Origin of the sequence: Paraburkholderia sp. RAU2J (assembly GCF_003634845.1) — a bacterium.
Lineage (GTDB): Bacteria > Pseudomonadota > Gammaproteobacteria > Burkholderiales > Burkholderiaceae > Paraburkholderia > Paraburkholderia fynbosensis.
On sequence record NZ_RBXG01000002.1, the window covers coordinates 1,874,946 to 1,893,368 of the forward strand.

17 protein-coding genes are annotated in these 18,423 nt (G+C 67.0%); 8 read left to right on the forward strand and 9 right to left on the reverse strand.

Annotated features, from left to right (window positions below; translation table 11 throughout):
- Window positions 1-9: 9 nt before the first annotated feature.
- The 6 genes from tkt to B0G69_RS25835 form a co-directional block, all read right to left on the reverse strand.
- Complete coding sequence (tkt, locus tag B0G69_RS25810; RefSeq protein WP_121322254.1) at window positions 10-2,061, reverse strand: transketolase; 2,052 nt, start codon at window positions 2,059-2,061, stop codon at window positions 10-12.
- A gap of 55 nt (window positions 2,062-2,116) precedes the next feature.
- Window positions 2,117-2,989 carry a phosphoribulokinase gene (locus tag B0G69_RS25815; RefSeq protein WP_121322256.1) on the reverse strand — a complete coding sequence of 291 codons (873 nt, stop codon included), beginning with the start codon at window positions 2,987-2,989 and terminating at the stop codon, window positions 2,117-2,119.
- A gap of 78 nt (window positions 2,990-3,067) precedes the next feature.
- Entirely contained in the window at window positions 3,068-4,171 is a 1,104-nt protein-coding gene (locus B0G69_RS25820) for a class 1 fructose-bisphosphatase (RefSeq protein ID WP_121322258.1), read from the reverse strand.
- 27 nt (window positions 4,172-4,198) lie between these two features.
- A complete protein-coding gene (cbbX, locus tag B0G69_RS25825) occupies window positions 4,199-5,239 on the reverse strand; it encodes a CbbX protein (RefSeq protein WP_241991467.1) in 1,041 nt (346 codons plus the stop codon).
- Between the two features lie 69 nt (window positions 5,240-5,308).
- Window positions 5,309-5,743: a ribulose bisphosphate carboxylase small subunit gene (locus tag B0G69_RS25830; protein WP_121322260.1), complete on the reverse strand. Its 435-nt coding sequence runs from the start codon at window positions 5,741-5,743 to the stop codon at window positions 5,309-5,311.
- A gap of 147 nt (window positions 5,744-5,890) precedes the next feature.
- A complete protein-coding gene (locus tag B0G69_RS25835) occupies window positions 5,891-7,384 on the reverse strand; it encodes a ribulose-bisphosphate carboxylase large subunit (RefSeq protein WP_121322262.1) in 1,494 nt (497 codons plus the stop codon).
- A gap of 469 nt (window positions 7,385-7,853) precedes the next feature.
- Here B0G69_RS25835 and pqqA point away from each other — a divergent pair, with 469 nt between their 5' ends.
- The 3 genes from pqqA to B0G69_RS25850 all read left to right on the forward strand — a co-directional run bounded on the left by pqqA (window position 7,854) and on the right by B0G69_RS25850 (window position 9,390).
- Window positions 7,854-7,928, forward strand: coding sequence for a pyrroloquinoline quinone precursor peptide PqqA (pqqA, locus tag B0G69_RS25840; protein ID WP_113062024.1), 75 nt, complete (start codon window positions 7,854-7,856; stop codon window positions 7,926-7,928).
- 100 nt (window positions 7,929-8,028) lie between these two features.
- Window positions 8,029-8,631: a DUF447 domain-containing protein gene (locus B0G69_RS25845; RefSeq protein ID WP_121322264.1), complete on the forward strand. Its 603-nt coding sequence runs from the start codon at window positions 8,029-8,031 to the stop codon at window positions 8,629-8,631.
- A gap of 18 nt (window positions 8,632-8,649) precedes the next feature.
- Window positions 8,650-9,390 (forward strand): (5-formylfuran-3-yl)methyl phosphate synthase, encoded by a 741-nt coding sequence (locus B0G69_RS25850; RefSeq protein WP_121322266.1) that lies wholly within the window; start codon window positions 8,650-8,652, stop codon window positions 9,388-9,390.
- Window positions 9,391-9,516: 126 nt separating this feature from the next.
- Here the strand turns inward: B0G69_RS25850 and B0G69_RS25855 are convergent, their stop codons facing one another.
- The 3 genes from B0G69_RS25855 to B0G69_RS25865 form a co-directional block, all read right to left on the reverse strand.
- Window positions 9,517-10,107 carry an aspartate kinase gene (locus B0G69_RS25855; protein WP_121322268.1) on the reverse strand — a complete coding sequence of 197 codons (591 nt, stop codon included), beginning with the start codon at window positions 10,105-10,107 and terminating at the stop codon, window positions 9,517-9,519.
- A 124-nt stretch (window positions 10,108-10,231) separates the two neighbouring features.
- Window positions 10,232-11,341: a hydantoinase/oxoprolinase family protein gene (locus tag B0G69_RS25860; RefSeq protein WP_241991468.1), complete on the reverse strand. Its 1,110-nt coding sequence runs from the start codon at window positions 11,339-11,341 to the stop codon at window positions 10,232-10,234.
- Entirely contained in the window at window positions 11,338-12,387 is a 1,050-nt protein-coding gene (locus B0G69_RS25865; RefSeq protein WP_121322272.1) for an ATP-grasp domain-containing protein, read from the reverse strand. Before B0G69_RS25865 ends, B0G69_RS25860 begins: the two co-directional genes overlap by 4 nt.
- Window positions 12,388-12,401: 14 nt before the next feature.
- On the opposite strand from B0G69_RS25865, the gene B0G69_RS25870 reads away from it, so the two are divergent.
- The 5 genes from B0G69_RS25870 to B0G69_RS25890 all read left to right on the forward strand — a co-directional run bounded on the left by B0G69_RS25870 (window position 12,402) and on the right by B0G69_RS25890 (window position 18,389).
- On the forward strand, window positions 12,402-13,151 hold the full coding sequence (locus tag B0G69_RS25870) for a HisA/HisF-related TIM barrel protein (protein ID WP_121322274.1): 750 nt from the start codon (window positions 12,402-12,404) through the stop codon (window positions 13,149-13,151).
- A 309-nt stretch (window positions 13,152-13,460) separates the two neighbouring features.
- Entirely contained in the window at window positions 13,461-14,873 is a 1,413-nt protein-coding gene (locus B0G69_RS25875) for a formylmethanofuran dehydrogenase (RefSeq protein WP_121322276.1), read from the forward strand.
- Window positions 14,870-16,567 carry a formylmethanofuran dehydrogenase subunit A gene (locus B0G69_RS25880; protein ID WP_121322278.1) on the forward strand — a complete coding sequence of 566 codons (1,698 nt, stop codon included), beginning with the start codon at window positions 14,870-14,872 and terminating at the stop codon, window positions 16,565-16,567. The genes B0G69_RS25875 and B0G69_RS25880 overlap by 4 nt, the downstream gene beginning before the upstream one ends.
- A gap of 41 nt (window positions 16,568-16,608) precedes the next feature.
- Window positions 16,609-17,568: a formylmethanofuran--tetrahydromethanopterin N-formyltransferase gene (gene fhcD / locus B0G69_RS25885; protein WP_121322280.1), complete on the forward strand. Its 960-nt coding sequence runs from the start codon at window positions 16,609-16,611 to the stop codon at window positions 17,566-17,568.
- Window positions 17,565-18,389, forward strand: coding sequence for a formylmethanofuran dehydrogenase subunit C (locus B0G69_RS25890; protein ID WP_121322282.1), 825 nt, complete (start codon window positions 17,565-17,567; stop codon window positions 18,387-18,389). The genes fhcD and B0G69_RS25890 overlap by 4 nt, the downstream gene beginning before the upstream one ends.
- The last annotated feature ends 34 nt before the right edge of the window (window positions 18,390-18,423 follow it).

The following is an 18,423-nucleotide window of genomic DNA, read 5'->3' on the forward strand; positions in this document are numbered from 1 at the left end:
CGGTTCGGCTCAGTGCGCGCGTTGCGCGACGCGGCCCGCGGCGTCCACCACCGCCTGCATGCTCAGATTGAAATGTTTGAACAGCGCGGCGGCCGGGGCCGATTCACCGAACGAATCGATGCCTACGACGCCGCCGTCCAGCCCGACGTATTGCCGCCAGAACGCGCTGACGCCCGCCTCAATCGCGACGCGCGGCACGCCCGGCGGCAGCACCGCCTCGCGCCATGCGGGCGTTTGCCGGTCGAATGCTGTGGTGGACGGCATCGACACGACGCGCGCGGCGATGCCCGCGGCTGCGAGTGGCGCCACGGCATCGAGCGCGAGCGCGACTTCGGAGCCGGTTGCAATGAGCACGACGCGTGCGTGGGACGCAAGCACCGGGTCGTCCGGCCAGTCGCGCAGCACGTAAGCGCCCCGCGCGATGGCCGCGATCTGCTCGGCAGCGCGGGTGACGAACGGCAGGTTCTGCCGGCTCAGCAGCAGACAAGAAGGCCCGTCCCGTTCGACCGCGGCAACCCACGCCTGCGCGGTTTCGACCGTGTCGCACGGACGCCAGACGTCCAGGCCCGGAATCAGTCTGAGGCTCGCCGCATGTTCGACCGCCTGGTGCGTCGGGCCGTCCTCGCCAAGCCCGATCGAATCGTGCGTGAAGACAAAGATCGTGCGCGTTTTCATCAGCGCGGCCATACGCAGTGCATTGCGCGAATAGTCGGAGAACGTGAGGAACGTGCCGCCGAACGGCAGATGCCCGCGATGCAGCGCGATGCCGTTCATCACCGCGCTCATGCCGAATTCGCGCACGCCGTAGTGCAGATAGTTGCCGCCTTGCAGGCCGCCGTCGTCGGTGCAGACGTCGGTCGCGCCTTTCCAGTCGGTCAGGTTCGAGCCGGTCAGATCGGCCGAGCCGCCGAGCATTTCCGGCAAGCTGCGAGCGAGCACGGCGATCGCCTGTTGCGAGGCCTTGCGCGTCGCAATCGATTCGGCCGCGCAATCGGCGTCGCGCACCAGCGCGCGAACCGCGTCGGGCCAATGCGCGGGCAGCGCGCCCTGCATGCGCCGCTCGAACTCGGCCGCCTCGTGCGCATAGTGCTGGCGGTAAGCCTCGAAACGCGCGCGCCAGTCGGCTTCGGCGGCCTCACCACGCGCGCTCGCGTCCCAGCTTGCACGGACTTCGCCGGGCATCTCGAACGGCGCATGCGCCCAGCCGAGCGCCTGGCGGGTTCGCGCGACCTCGTCGGCGCCAAGCGGCGCGCCGTGCACGTCGTGCGTCCCGGCCTTCGACGGCGAGCCCTGGCCGATCACCGTCCTGCAGCAGATCAGCGTGGGGCGGTCCGCGGCGTGAGCGGATTGCAACGCGCGATCGACCGCGTCGACGTCGTGTCCGTCCACATCGCGCACCACGTGCCAGCCATAGGCGGCGAAGCGCGCCGGCGTATCGTCGGCGAACCATTGCTGCACATGACCGTCGATCGAGATGCCGTTGTCGTCGTAGAGCACGGTCAGCCTGTCGAGCTTCAACGTGCCTGCGAGCGACGCCGCTTCGTGCGAGATGCCTTCCATCAGGCAGCCGTCGCCGGCGAATACGTACGTGCGATGATCGACGATCCGATGTGCCGGCCGGTTGAATTCGCGCGCGAGCAGCGCCTCGGCCAGCGCCATGCCGACACCGTTCGCGAGCCCCTGGCCGAGCGGGCCGGTGGTCGTTTCGACACCCGGTGTGACGCCCACTTCGGGATGCCCCGGCGTTTTGCTATGCAACTGGCGAAAGCGCTTCAACTCGTCGATCGGCAGGTCGTAGCCGCTCAGATGCAAAAGGCCATACAGCAGCATCGAGCCGTGCCCGTTGGACAGCACGAAGCGGTCGCGGTCGGGCCACGCCGGATTGCGCGGATTGTGCTTCAGATGGCGGTCCCACAACGCAACCGCAATCTCGGCCATGCCGAGCGGCATGCCGGGATGCCCTGATCTGGCCGCCTCCACCGCATCGATCGCGAGCATGCGCAACGCGTCGGCCATCAAGCGGGTGGCGGGTACGACCACCGGGTCTGCGACAGCACTCATCGAATCTCTCCTTGCGAAATGAACACGCTCTGCGTCTGCCGGCACACGCCACGTATCAGGCACGCGCGCGCCGGTCGATCAGTTGCAGAATCATCGGCGTGAAGATCAGCTGCATGGCGAGCCCCATCTTGCCGCCCGGCACGACGATCACGTTCGGGCGCGACATGAACGAGTCGTGCAGCATCGTCAGCAGATACTGGAAGTCGATCCCCTTCGGCCGCGCGAAGCGGATCACCACGAAGCTCTCGTCCGGCTGCGGAATCTCGCGGGCGGTGAACGGATTCGAGGTGTCCACGGTCGGCACACGCTGAAAGTTGACATGGGTGCGCGAGAACTGCGGGCAGATGTAGTTCACGTAATCGGGCATGCGGCGCAGGATCGTGTCGACCACCGCTTCATGCGAGTAGCCGCGCATTGTCTGATCGCGGTGCAGCTTCTGGATCCATTCGAGGTTGATGATCGGCACCACGCCGATCAGCAGATCCGCATGCCGCGCAATGTCCACCTGGTCGGTCACGGCCGCGCCGTGCAGCCCTTCGTAGAACATCAGGTCGGTGCCGGGCGCGACATCCTCCCACGGCGTGAAGGTGCCGCCATCCTGTTTGTACAGCTGCGATTCGGCGGCGTCGTGTACGTAGTGGCGCAACTGGCCGGTGCCGCTTTCGCCGTAGCGCGTGAAAAGCGTCTCCAGCTCTTCGAGCAGATTCGCCTCCGGGCCAAAATGGCTGAAGTTCGGCGCGCCGTCGTGTTCATGCTCCTTCATCGCCGCGCGCATGCCGTTGCGGTCATAGCGATGGAACGCGTCGCCCTCGACGATCTGCGCGTTGATGTGCTCGCGTCTGAAGATATGGGTGAAGCTCTTCATGACGGTCGTGGTGCCGGCGCCGCTCGAACCGGTCACGGCGATGATCGGATGTTTGACTGACATAGGTTGTCTCCGGATGGCAATGTTCTGGCCGCCTTCGTGCCGGGCGGTGCGCGACCTGCTGTCGCTGCCTGCGGCGCGTCACGCGGTGAAATCCGGCAGAAACAGCGAGCGCGGGCTGAACAGCGGCGACGTGAACGGCTTGTCCTCGCCACGGTCGTATTCGCCGTGATAGCGCGCGATGCGTTCGACTTCGTTCTTCGAGCCGAGAATCACCGGCACGCGTGCGTGCAGCGCATGTGGACGGACGTCGAGAATGCGTTCGCGCCCGGTGATCGACAGGCCGCCCGCCTGCTCGACCAGAAAGCTCATCGGGTTCGCTTCGTAGAGCAGCCGCAGGCGCCCTTCCTTCGCCGGCGTTTTCGAATCGCGCGGATACATGAAGACGCCGCCGCGCATCAGGATGCGATGCACCTCCGCGACCATCGACGCGATCCAGCGCATGTTGAAGTCGCTCGCCCGGCAACCGCTGCGGCCGTCCTTGCACTCCTGCACATAGCGGCGTACGGGCGGTTCCCAGAAACGTTCGTTTGAGGCGTTGATCGCGAACTCGACGGTATCTTCAGGAATCCGGATGTTCGAATGCGTGAGCACGAAATTGCCGATGTCACGCTCGAGCGTGAAGCCATGCGTGCCGTTGCCGACCGACAGCACGAGCATCGTCGACGGCCCATACACCGCGTAGCCGGCCGCGACCTGCTCGCAGCCCGGGCGCAGGAAGGCGGCGTCGCCCACTGCGTTCCTGTCGCTGCCGTTCACGCGCAGCACCGAGAAAATCGAACCCACCACGCCGTTGATGTCGATATTCGACGAGCCGTCGAGCGGATCGAACGCAAGCAGATAATCGCCGCGCGGATAGTGCGGCGGAATCGCGTACACGTCCTCCATTTCCTCCGATACCATCGCCGCCAGCAGGCCGTCCCATTCGCATTGCTGCACGAAGATCTCGTTGGTCGCGACGTCGAGCTTCTTCTGCTCCTCGCCATGCGTGTTGACGGTCTGCGCGGATCCGTAGTGGCCGCCTAGCGAGCCTTTCGTGAGCATCGCCGAGATCGACTTGATCGCGGCGGCCACGTCGATCAGCAGCGCCGAGAGCCCGGCCGTCTCCACACCGTTCCCGGGCGACGGCTGCCGGTCGAGCGTGTCGATCAGGAACTTCGAGAGTGTCGTGCGTCCGTCCTGCATGGCGTTTCTCCTGGAGGGTGTCATGACTCAGCCTGACGGCGCCGTATGGGCGCGCGATGTCGGTAGGGACGGCAGCGGCTCGTCGAAGACGCGGCTCGCGCGCACGTCGGTTGCGTCGATCAGCGTGAGCGCGGCGGCGTCGATCGGCGCGCCGCCATCGAGCGCGCTCGCAAACAGCCGGTTGGCCTGGCGCAGCCGCGCGCGGTCGAGCGCATTGCGCACCGAACGGGCGTTGGCGAAATTCGGCTGACGGATGCGCCGCGCGAGATAGTCGGCGAACGCGTGCCGCGACGCGGCGTCGAAGCGGTAGTGCATGGTGCAGAGCATCCGCTCGGCGATATCGAGCAGTTCGGCTTCGGCGTAATCGGGAAACGTGATGTGATGGGCGATGCGTGAGCGGAAACCCGGATTGCTCTCGAAGAACACTTCCATGCGGGCAGCGTAGCCCGCCAGAATCACCACAAGATCGCCGCGCTGGTTCTCCATGGTTTGGAGCAGGATTTCGATCGCCTCCTGGCCATAGTCGCGCTCGTTTTCCGGGCGATACAGGTAATAAGCTTCGTCGATGAACAGCACGCCGCCCATCGCGCGCTTCAGTACATCACGCGTTTTCGGCGCGGTATGGCCAATGTACTGCCCGACCAGATCGTCGCGCGTGACGGAGACCAGATGATTGCGGCGAATGTAGCCGAGCCGGTGCAGCACCTCGGCCATGCGCAGCGCGACCGTCGTTTTGCCGGTGCCGGGATTGCCGGAGAAGCACATGTGCAGGGTCGGCGCCGCGCCCGCGAGGCCAAGCGAATCGCGCGCTCGCTCGACCAGCAGATGAGCGGCCACCTCGCGGATGCGGGTCTTTACCGGCGCGAGCCCGACCAGATCGCGATCGAGTTCGCCGAGCACGTCGCCGATGCCGGAGTCGCGATACAGCGCCGCGAGATCGACCTGCGGCGCCTCGTTGCGCAGGCGCGGCGCGTCGGCTTGCGGCGCGGCAGACCGCGTGTCCGGCGCATCGGCGCTTTGCGGCATTGATGACAGAATCGCGTCCGCTATGGCAGCGTCGTCTCTCATTGCTCCTCCTTGCGGCGATTCGTCTACGCTTCGTCGAAGATCGCTTCACGTTGCATGCCTCGCGTGCATTCAGCGCCCTGGCGCTGGCCCATAACGCTCGCCCGACGGCCGGTCACTCGCATAGCCCGCGAGACCGTAGCGCTGCACGCGCCCTTGCGCGTCCTGACGCGTGAGACGGAAGCCCGGCTCCTCGTCTGGCCGGTTGACGATGAACGACAGCCGCATCGTCTCGAAGCTGCGCACCGAATCGAACGCATTGACCTTGATGTAGTGCTGCGGCCGTGCCGCGCGGCAGGCCTTCACTTCCTGCAACACGCCGGCCGCGTCGTGCAGATCGAACATCGGCAAGCCCCACATTTCCCAATAGGTGTTGCGTGGATGCGGGTCGTCGGTGAATTCGACCGAACATGCCCAGCCCTGGCGCAGCGCGTAGTCGATCTGCAAGCCGATCTCTTCGTCGGTCAGCTCGGGCAAAAAAGAGAACGTTCCTTGTGTAATGCGCATGACGAACCTCGTTGATTGATGTCACGTTCGGATGAACGGCGCCAGCAGTCCCTCGCGCGGTGCGGTGGCACCGCCGTATGGAGCCGCGTGTGAATCGGCAACGGGCGCTGACCCGATGCCTCGCGTTGCCGACCTCGCTTACATCGCTTAGGCTGCCGTTGGTGTCGCGGCGAAATCCGGCGTATCGGTGGACGCGTAGTTGAAGGTCACATCTCGCCACGTGTCGAGCGCCTGTTTGAGCGGCGTGCACCAGCGAGCGGCGGCCTCGAGCACCTCCGGCCCCTCGTTGACAATGTCGCGGCCTTCGTTGCGCGCCTTGACCATCGCTTCGAGCGCGACGCGGTTCGCGACCGCGCCCGCCTGAATACCGCCCGGATGGCCGATCGTGCCGCCGCCGAACTGCAGGATCGCGTCGTCGCCGAACAGGTCGAGCAGTTGATGCATCTGCCCCGCGTGAATCCCGCCCGACGCCACCGGCATCACCTTGCGCAAGCCGGCCCACGGCTGATCGAAGAAAATCCCGCGCGACAGATCGACCGCGTTGCGCGCGTCGCGGCAGACGTTGTAGTAACCCTGCACCGACAACGGATCGCCTTCGAGCTTGCCGACCGCCGTGCCCGCGTGCGCATGATCGACGCCCGCCATGCGCAGCCACTTCGCGATCACGCGAAACGAAATGCCGTGATTGCGTTGCCGCGTGTACGTGCCATGTCCTGCGCGATGCAGATGCAGGATCATGTCGTTGCGGCGGGCCCAGCGCGACATCGACTGGATCGCGGTCCAGCCGATCACGAGGTCGATCATGACGATGCACGAGCCGAGCTCCTTCGCGAATTCGGCGCGCTCGTACATGTCCTCCATCGTGCCGGCCGTGACGTTCAGATAATGACCTTTGACTTCGCCGGTCTCCGCTTGCGCGCGGTTCACCGCGTCCATCGAAAACAGGAAGCGGTCGCGCCAATGCATGAAGGCCTGCGAGTTGATGTTCTCGTCGTCCTTGAGGAAATCGAGCCCGCCGCGCAAGCCTTCATAGACGACCCGCCCATAGTTCTTGCCCGAGAGACCCAGCTTCGGCTTGACCGTTGCGCCGAGCAGCGGCCGCCCATACTTGTCGAGCCGTTCGCGCTCGACGACGATGCCCGTCGGCGGTCCCTGGAAAGTCTTCAGATAAGCAACGGGTATGCGCATGTCTTCGAGACGCAGCGCCTTGAGCGGCTTGAAACCGAACACGTTGCCGATGATCGAGGCGGTCAGGTTCGCGACCGAGCCCTCTTCGAACAGATCGAGGTCGTAAGCGATATAGGCGAAGAACTGCGGCTCGTCGGCGCGCGAGGCCGGCACCGGCTCGACGCGATAGGCTTTGGCGCGATACATGTCGCACGCGGTCAGCCGGTCGGTCCACACGACCGTCCACGTCGCCGTCGACGATTCGCCGGCCACCGCGGCCGCCGCTTCCTCCGGGTCCACGCCGGGCTGCGGCGTGATGCGAAACAGCGCGATGACGTCGGTTTCCTTCGGCTCGTAGTCGGGTTGCCAGTAACCCATCTCGCGATATTTCATGACACCTGCTGCATACCGTTCGCGTGGATTGCGCGGATTGCGTTCGGGCTCGATCACCACCGGTTGACTGAAATCGTTCATGACGTGTCCTCGAATATGGCAAGCGCGTTGCCGGAAGAACGAAGCGCTTGAGTTGCACTGTAGGCACGGACGACGCCAAGGGGAATTCACGATTTTATTTGGCAGACTTAACCGATCCGTTATCGATTGCGTATTGCGAAGCGGATTGCCGGCAGCGTTCGTGGTTTCGGTGCAGAATGTGTTGGAGGCGATGCGAGGATCACGTGACAACGCAATAAGCGTCACCCGATTGCAATGGAACACTTTGCTTCGTTTTCGCCACACCGCGCGGCAGCCCTGCGGGGCAGGCTGTGTGGCCGTGGCGCCGGTGTAATTCGGCAGACGCTGTATTGCGGTCCCGACGCGCGCCGGCGCATCCCCTCGGCAGCACGCATAGGCATAAAGCTTGCGTAATGCCGGATGCCGCCGAAGTCCGCCACCAGGCCGGGCCGGGGGCGCAACGCTGTTTCAATCCATGGAGGAAGCACGTATGCAATGGACCACTCCGAGCTACACCGATGTGCGTCTCGGTTTTGAAATCGTGATGTATGTCGCTACGCGTTAAACCCGCAGAAGGGCCGCTTGCCGCGGCCCCTCTGTGGTCCGTTATTGTCGTTAGCTAACCGGCCGGCCTTTCGGCGCTGTCAGGACACGCGTTCTCACCCATGATCCACGAAACGATCGTCACCACGGCAGCGTGCGATGGCCGTCCTCACATCGCCCCGATGGGCGCGCGCTATGAGGGTGACCATGTCATCCTTTCCCCTTTTCGCCCGTCCACCACGCTCGACAATATCGTGGCGTCGCGGGCGGCGGTTCTGAATTTCACCACCGACGTGCGGGTCTTTGCAGGCTGCGTCACGCATTGCATGACCGACTGGCCCACGCTGGCCGCAAGCTGCGTCGCCAGTGTGCGGCTCGCCGAATCGCTTGCGCACGCCGAACTCGAACTCGACGAATTGCGCGACGATGCCGAACGCCCGGTGCTGCGCATGAAATGCGTGTACCGCGAAAATCACGCGCCTTTCACCGGCTTCAACCGCGCGCAATCGGCCGTGGTCGAAGGCGCCATTCTCGTGAGCCGGCTCTTCATGCTGCCGGCCGACAAGGTCGATCGCGAGATGGCCTACCTGCAGATCGCGATCGACAAAACCGCCGGCGACAACGAGCGCACGGCATGGGGCTGGCTCGTCGCCGCGGTCGCGCGGCATCGTGCAAGCCTCGAATCGTCCGGCGGCCACACCGCCACCGCTGCCGTTCACCACTAGTTTTTCCGGAGATGACCGATGACCGCATTGCTTGCGAGCGTCCGCTCGGATGACGAAGCATTCGACGCCGCTCGCGCCGGCGCCGAACTGATCGACCTGAAGGAGCCGAATGCGGGCGCGCTCGGCGGTCTCGCGATCGGTGAGATTACGAACATCGCCCGGCAACTGCGCGCGCGCTACCCGGTCAAGCCGATCAGCGCGACGATCGGCGACGTGCCCGCCGACGCGTTCGACGAGATCGCCTCGCGTGTGATCGAAGTCAGCGATGCGGGCGTCGACTATGTGAAGGTCGGCGTGGCGCGTGGACCGTCCGCGCGGCGCTGCATCGAGCAATTGGCGAATCTGCCGGCGGCGGTGGTGCCCGTGCTCCTTTGCGACGGCGGCGTGGCCGACGATCTCGTTACGCACACGGCCTCGCTCGGCTTTGTCGGCGTGATGTTCGATACCGCCGCCAAGGACGGCAGCACGCTGTTCGATCACGTAGATGTCGATACGCTCGCGCGCTGGCTGCGGCTCACGCGTGCGCGCGGCGGGATGGGCGGCATCGCCGGTGCGCTCGGGTGGGCACAACTGGCGCAGATCCGCGCGCTCGCGCCCGACGTGGCGGGCTTTCGCACCGCGTTATGCGCGGACGGGCGGCGCTCGCGGCTCGATCCGCAGCGCGTCGCGCAATGGGCCAGCGCCTTGCATCGGCCCGGCGAGTGGGGTGTAGGCGGCGGTGCATCGGCACAAGGCGATGCGAACGCGGCGCAGCTATAACGAACGCGTGGGGGACGTCGGTGAGCCTGGCGCTCCTGACGTTTTGTTCACCCTGCGAAGCATGGATGAAACGACAAGAACGGCCCATGGAATCAATCGAGCCGACAGAACGGGTAAGTCCATCCATCACGTGACCGGGCTGTTAAGCAGCCGGTCACGCATCAACGCCACGCTGTTCTTGTCGAACAGTTCGACCACATAGTTCGCATCCCTCACGTAGTCGACAAAACGGCGATCGACCACTCCCGCCGCGGCCAGCGTTTCGAGCGCGTCGTCGGCGGCGATCGGACAGGACTTCACCACGATCAGCCGCTCCGCGTTGAGCATCGTCGACAGCCAGGCCGCGAGGCTGTCCGAGGTCGTGTCCCAGTTGCTCATCGCATCGGGCGTGTCGCGCATCAGCGCGGTCGGCACCCACACCGCGACATGCCCGTCGCGCAATGTGCGGCGAATCTTGGCCTCGCTCGACGCCAGCACGAGTTCGGGGAACACGCCCTTCATCAGCAGCGCGTACTGGGTCATCGCGAGCAGCGACATGTTGTGCGCGGCGAGATCGTCGAAGCGCCACTCGTTCTGGTATTGCCGCACCCTGTCCGCGAAATCGCCGCCGCCCGGCACGATGACGACGCGCCCGCCCCCGATCTCGCATAGCTCGGCGAGCCAGTGGCGCAGCGTCGGCTCGTGACTGAGACTGCCTCCGATCTTGACCACCCACATGACTGTTGTCCTCGCTTCCGGTTGAGTGCCCGTCTGTTCCGTCATGCTGCCAACCGCGTTCATCGGAGCGCGTGGCTGCTTGCGCGCCTATCGTTGGACGGCGCTGCGCGCCGCCGTTTTCATCTCACGCCACGCGGCGCGCGCCTTGCTCACCGGTGTGGTGTTCGCCGAGCGCGAGCAGCGCGACCGCCACGCTCGGCGCGCAGGTCGCCGCCCACGGCGCGCAACTGTCCGGCACGCCCGCCAGCGTGCCGAAGTCGACATAGCCGCGCGCCTCCTCTCGCGCCAGCGCGGCGACAAGGAAGCGGCCGCAGCCCGCGCCCACCAGCGGCGCGGTGCTCAATCCGGGACGCGCCGCGGCCACCCGCGCGAGGTTCATGCCGATTTCGCGCAACTGCAGCGCGCGCCAGCGCTGCGCGAAGCGGCGCCACTCGATCGCATCGGCTTCATGCGCATCGCGCCCGATCATGCGGGCGAGCCGCGCACTGCTCGCGACCTGCGTCTTCGGTCCCTGGTCGGCGCTCGGATGCACGTCGTGCAGCGGGTTCAGCTCGCCGGTCAGCCGGTAGATGTCGGCGCTGGTCGCGAACCATTCGTTCATCACGTTGACCGTGACGCCGCGAAAGTCGATGCGATGCGCGATGCCGCACAACGGCGTGCGCACGACCCCTTGGTACACGAGTTCGCCGGTAGCGAGCCGGCCGGCGTCGGTCGCGGCGCGCGCGACGACGCGGCCGCCGACGATCGGAATGATGTCGGTGGTCGTGCTGCCGATATCGACGAGCACCGCGTTCGGCACACCGGCGGCGACCCAGCGCGCGGTCGCGAGCCAGTTTGCCGACGCGACGTGGCGCCAGTTGGCCGCGCAAGCGTCGGCGGCGAGCCAGCCGGCATCGCCGCCGTAAAACCTGAGCCGCGCGCCGAGCCGGTGAGCGAGCGTGGCGACGATCGCGCGCACGCCTTCGGCGCGGTCCGCGAACAGGTCGACCATCTCGCCGGTCATGGTCACCGCGTGCCGCGCATCGGCCTCTTGAGCCTGCGGCCAGCGCTCGAACACGAGCTCGACGGTGCGCTCCAGATGGTCGAGTCCCTGCCACAGCGGGCAGGCCCATTGCGCGACATCGAGCACGGCGCCGCTGCGATCGGCCATCGACACCTTCACATGCGCGCCGCCGACGTCCCAGCCGAACGCCGTGGCGTCCGGCCCCGCACCGGCGGGATGCGCGGCGCTCAAGGCTGCGCCCCGAGGGTCGGCCGCGACGGACCCGCGCACGTCGCGGCGCATCGCTCGATGTGCACCCCATGCGCCTCCAGCAATGCGCGCGCGAGCTTGCCGCCGCGTGTCGCCGCGAGCCCCGCATAAGCCACCGTGAGACGCGGATTCACCTCGATTACGACCGGTCCGCGCTGCGGATGCCACACCACGTCGATGCCGACGAAACCACGCAAGCCCGAGAGCGCCATCGCGACGCGCAGCGCGAGCGCGCTCAGCGTGCGGCCCTCGTCGCTGAACCGATCGAACTGATCGACCAGCACGCCGTCGAATTCGACGATCTGCGGTTGCCGGGAGGACCCGCCACCGGCGCTCAACCCGATCTGCTGCCGGTTGATGCTGACGACTTCGGCATGCCGCTCGCGGCAGATCAGCGACAAACTCAGCGGCTCGCCGTCGACCCATTCCTGCAGCACCGGATTGCGCGCCGCGGCCGCGCGCGCGTCGTACTCGGCGCAGGCATCGGCGAAGCGGTCGAAGACGAAGGTATCGAGGCCGCCCGCGCCGTCATCCGGTTTCACGACCCAACGGCCTTGCGCCTGTTCTCCCGCTTGCCCGGGTTCAAGCGCGCGCGTCGCGGCAATGCCGTGCGCGGCGAGACACGCCGCAGTCGCGCTCTTGCTCGACGCCACGCGGATCGCCTCCTTCGCACAGCCAAGCCAGCGGGCCGCGCCGACCGCATCGTAAAAGCGCAGCAGCAAGCCGTCGCATTCGGGCGCGATGATCCACGCGTAATCGTGTTCGCGCGCGGCACGCGCGACGAAGGCCGTCATCGATTCGCCGGGCGCGGCCATACAATGACGCTGCCCCGGCTCGGGCGTTTCGAAACGCGAGATCGCGAAGGTGACCTGCACGCCGTCGAGTTCGCGCAGATCGGCGACCAGTGCGTCGCGCATCACGCGTCCTTCGACGATCAGCGCGCTCAGGTCGGCGAGACTGCCTGCTCCGGCCAGTGCGGGATCGATGCCCCCGCCGGTGAGATACTCGTAGACAAAGATCTTGGTCAAAGGAAAGCGCCCCTATGCAGGTGATACCGGTTCTCGATCTGCTCGACGGCCATGTGGTGCGCGCCGTGCGCGGCGAGCGGACAGCTTATCGGCCCATCCAGTCCCGCCTCGCCGCCGCCAGCGAGCCGCTCCCCCTCGCCCGCGCGCTGCTCGCCGCGAGTGGCGCGCGCACGCTGTATATCGCCGATCTCGGCGCGATCCTGCAACAAGGCGCGCATGCCGCCGAGCTCGCCGCGTTGCGTGCCGCGCTACCCGGTATCGAGCTCTGGCTCGACGCGGGCTATGCGGACTATGCGTCGATGCGCACGCTGTTCGACCACATCGACGCCATCGGCCAACGCGCCGACGGTGCTGCTCACCGCCCACCGCTCGCGACTCTCGTGCCCGTGTTCGGCACGGAGACGCTGCGTGATATCCACGCACTGCCTACCGCGCAAGCCGCCGGCCTCGCGCCGATCCTCTCGCTCGATCATCGGGCGGGCCGCCTGCTCTCGGTCACGGCGCTCGACCCTTCATCGGCGTGGTGGCCGTCGCGTGTGATTGCGATGACACTCGATCAGGTCGGCAGTTACGCCGGCCCCGACCTCGACACCTTCGAACGCATCCGCGCCAGCGCCGCGTCGCACACCACGGTGATCGGCGCGGGCGGCATCCGCTATCGCGCCGATATCGACGCCGCGGCCGGCACCGGTGCAACGGCTTGGCTCGTCGCCTCCGCGTTGCACGACGGGCAGATCAACGCCGCGCAACTCGAATCGCTGTAGGCTTGGCATACAATTTCCATGCCACGCGGCGCGCGGGCTGTGCATGTAAACGAACGACAAGCTAATGGCAAGCCAGACGGGCTGCGCGTGACACTCTGCTCCAGCCGCGCACACAACCTGTACGGCGCAGACGCGCTGAACCATTTGATTGCATCGAGACCGGCTGTTGCTCAGATGTTGCCTGCCGATGCGCGCCGCTCGTCCGAATCCCGCTGTGCATAAAGCAGCTCGACCGTGCATGTCAGCCGCGATATGACCGCGCCGGCGCACCGTTGCATCGATCGGCATGGAGCTTGCTAAAAGTGCGCCATGCACCTTTCGCCCACCGATCCATCGACTTCCCGCACGAGCGCATCGGGCGCCGCCGGCGCACCGGCGATCACACGCGACTGGACCTGCCCGTTCTGCCCATTGCTCTGCGACGACCTCGTCGTCGGTTCGCACGATGACGGCACGCTCACGGTGCCGGACACCGAATGCCCGCGGCTGTCGCAGGCGCTCGCGCAGTTCGGTGCGGCGCACACGCAAGGCGGCGCGGTCGTCGACGGCAACGAGGCGGATCGCGATAGCGCATTGGCGCGTGCCGCGCAGATTCTGGCGGACGCGCGGCGTCCGCTATTCGGCGGACTCGCCACCGACGTCGCCGGGGCTCGTGCGCTCTACACACTCGCGGCCGGATGCGGCGCGATGCTCGACCATCTGCACGGCGACGCGCTGAGCGCCGCAACGCTCGCGTTGCAGGACCGTGGTTCGTTCTTCACGACGCTCTCGGAAGTGCGCTCGCGGGCCGACTTGCTGGTGTTCTTCGGATGTCAGCCATCGCGGCGTTATCCGCGGTTTTTCACGCGGACGCTGATAGGCATGGAGAACGAGCGTGAGCTGATCTTCGTCGGCAGCGCGGTGGACCCGGCGGCGGCCAGCCTCACTCATGCGCGCGCGCAAACGCTGCTGCCGCACGCCGATCCCTACGACACGCTCGCGCTGTGGTCCGCGCTTGCCGAGGGACGCGCCCCCGAGGCGCTGCACAACGACAGCACGAACGCCGACCCCGGCGCAGCGGCGACGCTCGCCGCACTGCAGGCGCGCATCGCCGCAGCGCGCTACACGGTGCTCATCTACGAGCCGGCCGCCTTGCCCGGCCCGCATGCGGCGCTGCTCATCGAAGCCCTGAATCGGATCGTCAAGGCGGCGAACCGCACGACGCGTGCGGCCTGCCTTGCGCTCGGCGGCGACGACGGCGCATTGACGGTCAACCAGACGGTGACGTGGCTCTCCGGCATGCCGCTGCGCACGCGCGTGTCGACGCCCGCGCGGCTCGCCGGCACCGCGCCGCTCGACCACGATCCGTACCGCTATCGCACCGCCCGGCTGCTCGCCGACGGCGAAGTGGATGCGCTGCTGTGGGTCGCGAGCTTCGCACCGCAGGCATGGCCGGCCTCGCTCGATCCTGCCATTGCGCTGATCGTGCTCGGTCATCCGGCGCTCGCAGCAGCAACGAAGGCGCGCGGCGCGAACACCGTGTTCATTCCGGTCGCGACGCCGGGCATCGACAGCACCGGTCATCTGTTTCGCGTCGACAGTTCGGTCGTGCTGCCGCTTACCGCCGCGCGTGGCGCCGCGCTGGACACTGTGGCGTCGCTTGCCGCTCAATTGACCGGGCAGTTGACGGCGTTGCGCACCACACGCCCCGATGCACAGCGCACCGCGCAGGAGCACCCATGACGCTGGTCCGACTGAAAGGCGGCACGATCTTCGACCCGGCCAATGGCGTGAACGGCGAGCGCCGCGACCTGACCTTGCGCGACGGACGCATTGTCGACGTACCGGCGAACACGCCGGCCGATCGTGAGTACGACGCCACCGGCATGATCGTGATGGCGGGCGGCATCGACCTGCATTCGCATATCGGCGGCGGCAAGACCAATCTGTCGCGACTACTGCTGCCGGAAGACCATCGCGCCGATCCGCTGCGCGACGCCGCCTACGAATCGGTGCAGGACGATGCGGGCCGCTATCTGCGTCTGCCGTCGTGCGGCGTCTGCACGCCTGGCACGCTCGCCACCGGCTACCGCTACGCCGAAATGGGCTACACGGCCGCGTTCGAACCAGCGATGATGCCGTCCAACGCGCGCCACACGCACCTCGAAATGGGCGACACGCCGATCATCGATCACGGCGCCTACGTGATGCTCGGCAACGACGAACTGTTCCTGCAGATGCTCGCGGCGCGCGACGACTTCGAGCGCCTGCGCGATTACGTCGGCTGGGCGATTCATGCGAGCAAGGCGCTCGGTGTGAAAGTGGTCAACCCGGGCGGTATCTCCGCGTTCAAGTTCAACCAGCGTTCGCTCGACGTCGACGAACCGCACGTGCATTACGGCATCACGCCGCGCGAGGTGCTGCACACGCTGTCGCGCGCGCTGACCGAATTGCGCGTGCCGCATCCGCTGCATGTGCATGCGAGCAATCTCGGCGTGCCCGGCAATCTCGATTCGACGATCGCGACCATGGACGCCGCCGATGGCCTGCCGATCCATCTGACGCACATCCAGTTTCACAGCTACGGTGTGGAAGGCCCGCAAAAGTTTTCGTCGGGCGCGCGGCAGATCGCCGATGCAGTGAACGCGCGGCCGAACGTATCGATCGACGTCGGCCAGATCATCTTTGGACAGACCGTCACGGCCTCGGGTGACACGATGATGCAGTTCCGCAACACACCGCTCGCGCGGCCGCACAAGTGGGTGGCCGGCGACATCGAATGCGATGCGGGCTGCGGCGTGGTGCCGTTCCGTTATCGTGAGCAAAGCTACGTGAACGCGTTGCAGTGGATCATCGGCCTCGAGATTTTCCTGCTGGTCGACGACCCGTGGCGCGTCGCGATGACCACCGATCATCCGAACGGCGGCCCGTTCACGAGTTATCCGCATCTGATTCGCTTGCTGATGGACAAGTCCTTTCGCGACGAGCAGCTTGCGAAGCTGCATCCCGACGCGCCGGTGGCGAGCGCATTGCCGGAGCTGAAGCGCGAGTTCTCGCTCTACGAAATCGCGATCATCACGCGCGCCGGTCCCGCGCGGCTGCTGGGTCTGCGCGACCGTGGCCATCTGGGTGCGGGCGCGGCGGCGGACATCGCCGTCTATCGCGACGAGCCGGACCGCGAGCGGATGTTCACGTCGCCCGCGTATGTGTTCAAGGACGGCGAGCTGGTCGCGCGCGACGGCACACTCGTCGCGACGCCGACCGGCGGCATCCATTTCGTCGCGCCGGAATTCGACCGCGGCATCGAGAAAAGACTGCGCGCCTATAGCGACGCGAACCTCGCGAGCAACTTCGCGCATGCGGCGATCAGCGATGACGAAGTCTGCCTCTGTTGCCGCGGCGGGCGTCTGTTGCCCGTCGACTGTCTGGCTAACTGATTGATCCACGCGAACTCATCAAGGCAATCCAAGCGCCCCCAATGAACGCCCCGGCCACCCTCGAGATCAACGGCACCGCGATCGACGCTACCTTCGCGGAGGCCTTTCCGATGAAGGCGACCCGGCTCATCATCACCGCGCATACGCCCGTCTGGGCGATGCACGCGGCGAACTCGCTGACGGGCTTCGCGACGTCGGTGATCGGCTGCGGCTGCGAGGCGGGCGTCGAGCGCGCGCTCTCGCCCGGCGAGACGCCGGACGGCCGGCCCGGCGTCGCGGTGCTGCTGTTCGCGGTGTCGTCGAAGGAACTGGCGAAGCAGATCGGGCGGCGCGTCGGACAATCCGTGCTCACCTGCCCCACGACCGCCGTGTTCGGCGGCATCGACCCGGCCGCGAGCCGCGCGCCGCTGTCGGATCGCGCGGCGCTCGGCAGCGGCCTGCGCTTTTTCGGCGACGGCTGGCAGATTTCGAAGATGATCGGCGACACCCGTTACTGGCGCGTGCCGGTGATGGACGGCGAGTTCGTCTGCGAGGATACGGCGGCGACCGTCAAGGCGGTCGGCGGCGGCAACCTGCTGTTTCTCGCCCGCGACACCGACGCGGCGCTCGCCGCCGCCGAAGCCGCCGTTGCGGCGATGCGCCGGCTGCCGAACGTGATCATGCCGTTTCCCGGCGGCATCGTGCGCTCGGGCTCGAAGGTCGGTTCGCGCTACCAAGGCGCGAGCGCCTCGACCAACGACGCGTTCTGTCCGAGCCTGATCGGCCTGTCGGCGCACAGCGAACTCAGCGCGGAGGTGGGCTGCGTGCTGGAGATCGTGATCGACGGCCTCACCGATGCCGATGTCGGCGCGGCGATGACGGCCGGCATCGCCGCGGCCTCGGAGCTGGGTCGGGCGCGCGGCGTGCTGCGCATTTCAGCAGGCAACTATGGCGGCAAGCTCGGGCCGTACCACTTCCATCTACATGCACTGGCGGCGGGTCTCGACGGAGGCCGCGCATGAGCACGACGACTTTGCGCCTGACGTGCGCACCCGGTTTTCGCGTCGACGCCGCCGAGCTGCGGCCCACGGCGCTGGCGGCGCTAAGCGTGGCCGACATCGAGCGCATCGTGCTGCCGTCCGGCAACGAGTGCTGCACGGTCGGCGACGTGTTCCAGGTGTCGCGCGATGAGACGGCCGACGGCACGGCCGCGTTGATCATCGAAGACGCCGCCCCGTGGCTCGACCGGCTCGGCGCGCAGATGGACGGCGGGCGCCTCGCCGTGCACGGTGCGGCCGGCGACTACAGCGGTTTCCGAATGACCGGCGGCGTGCTGGAGATCGACGGCGACGCCGGGCATTTCACCGGCTGCGAGATGCGTGGCGGCCGGTTGACGGTCAACGGCGACGCCGGCGATTTCATCGCCGGCGCGCTGCCGGGCGACATGGAAGGCATGAGCGGCGGCACGCTGACGATTCACGGCAACGCAGGCGCGCGCCTCGCCGACCGGATGCGCCGCGGCCTCGTGCTGGTCGGCGGCGACGCGGGCGAATTCGCGCTCTCGCGGCTGGTCGCAGGGACGGTGGGCGTGGCGGGCCGCCTGGGCCCGCATTATGCCTATGGGATGAGGCGCGGCACGCTGCTGCTCGCGCAGCGCCCCGCGCATCTGCCGGTGACATTCACCGGCGGCGGCTACGGTTTCGACGTATTCTGGTCATTGCTCGTGCGCAGTCTCGCCAACGAAATCGCGCCGTTTTCGCAGTGGCGCGCCGAGCGCCTGCCGGCTCGCTACACAGGTGACCTGGCGGTCGACGGCAGAGGGGAAATACTGATCGCCGGCTGACCGGCCAGGCCGCGCGAGCCCCGGTTGGACTGAA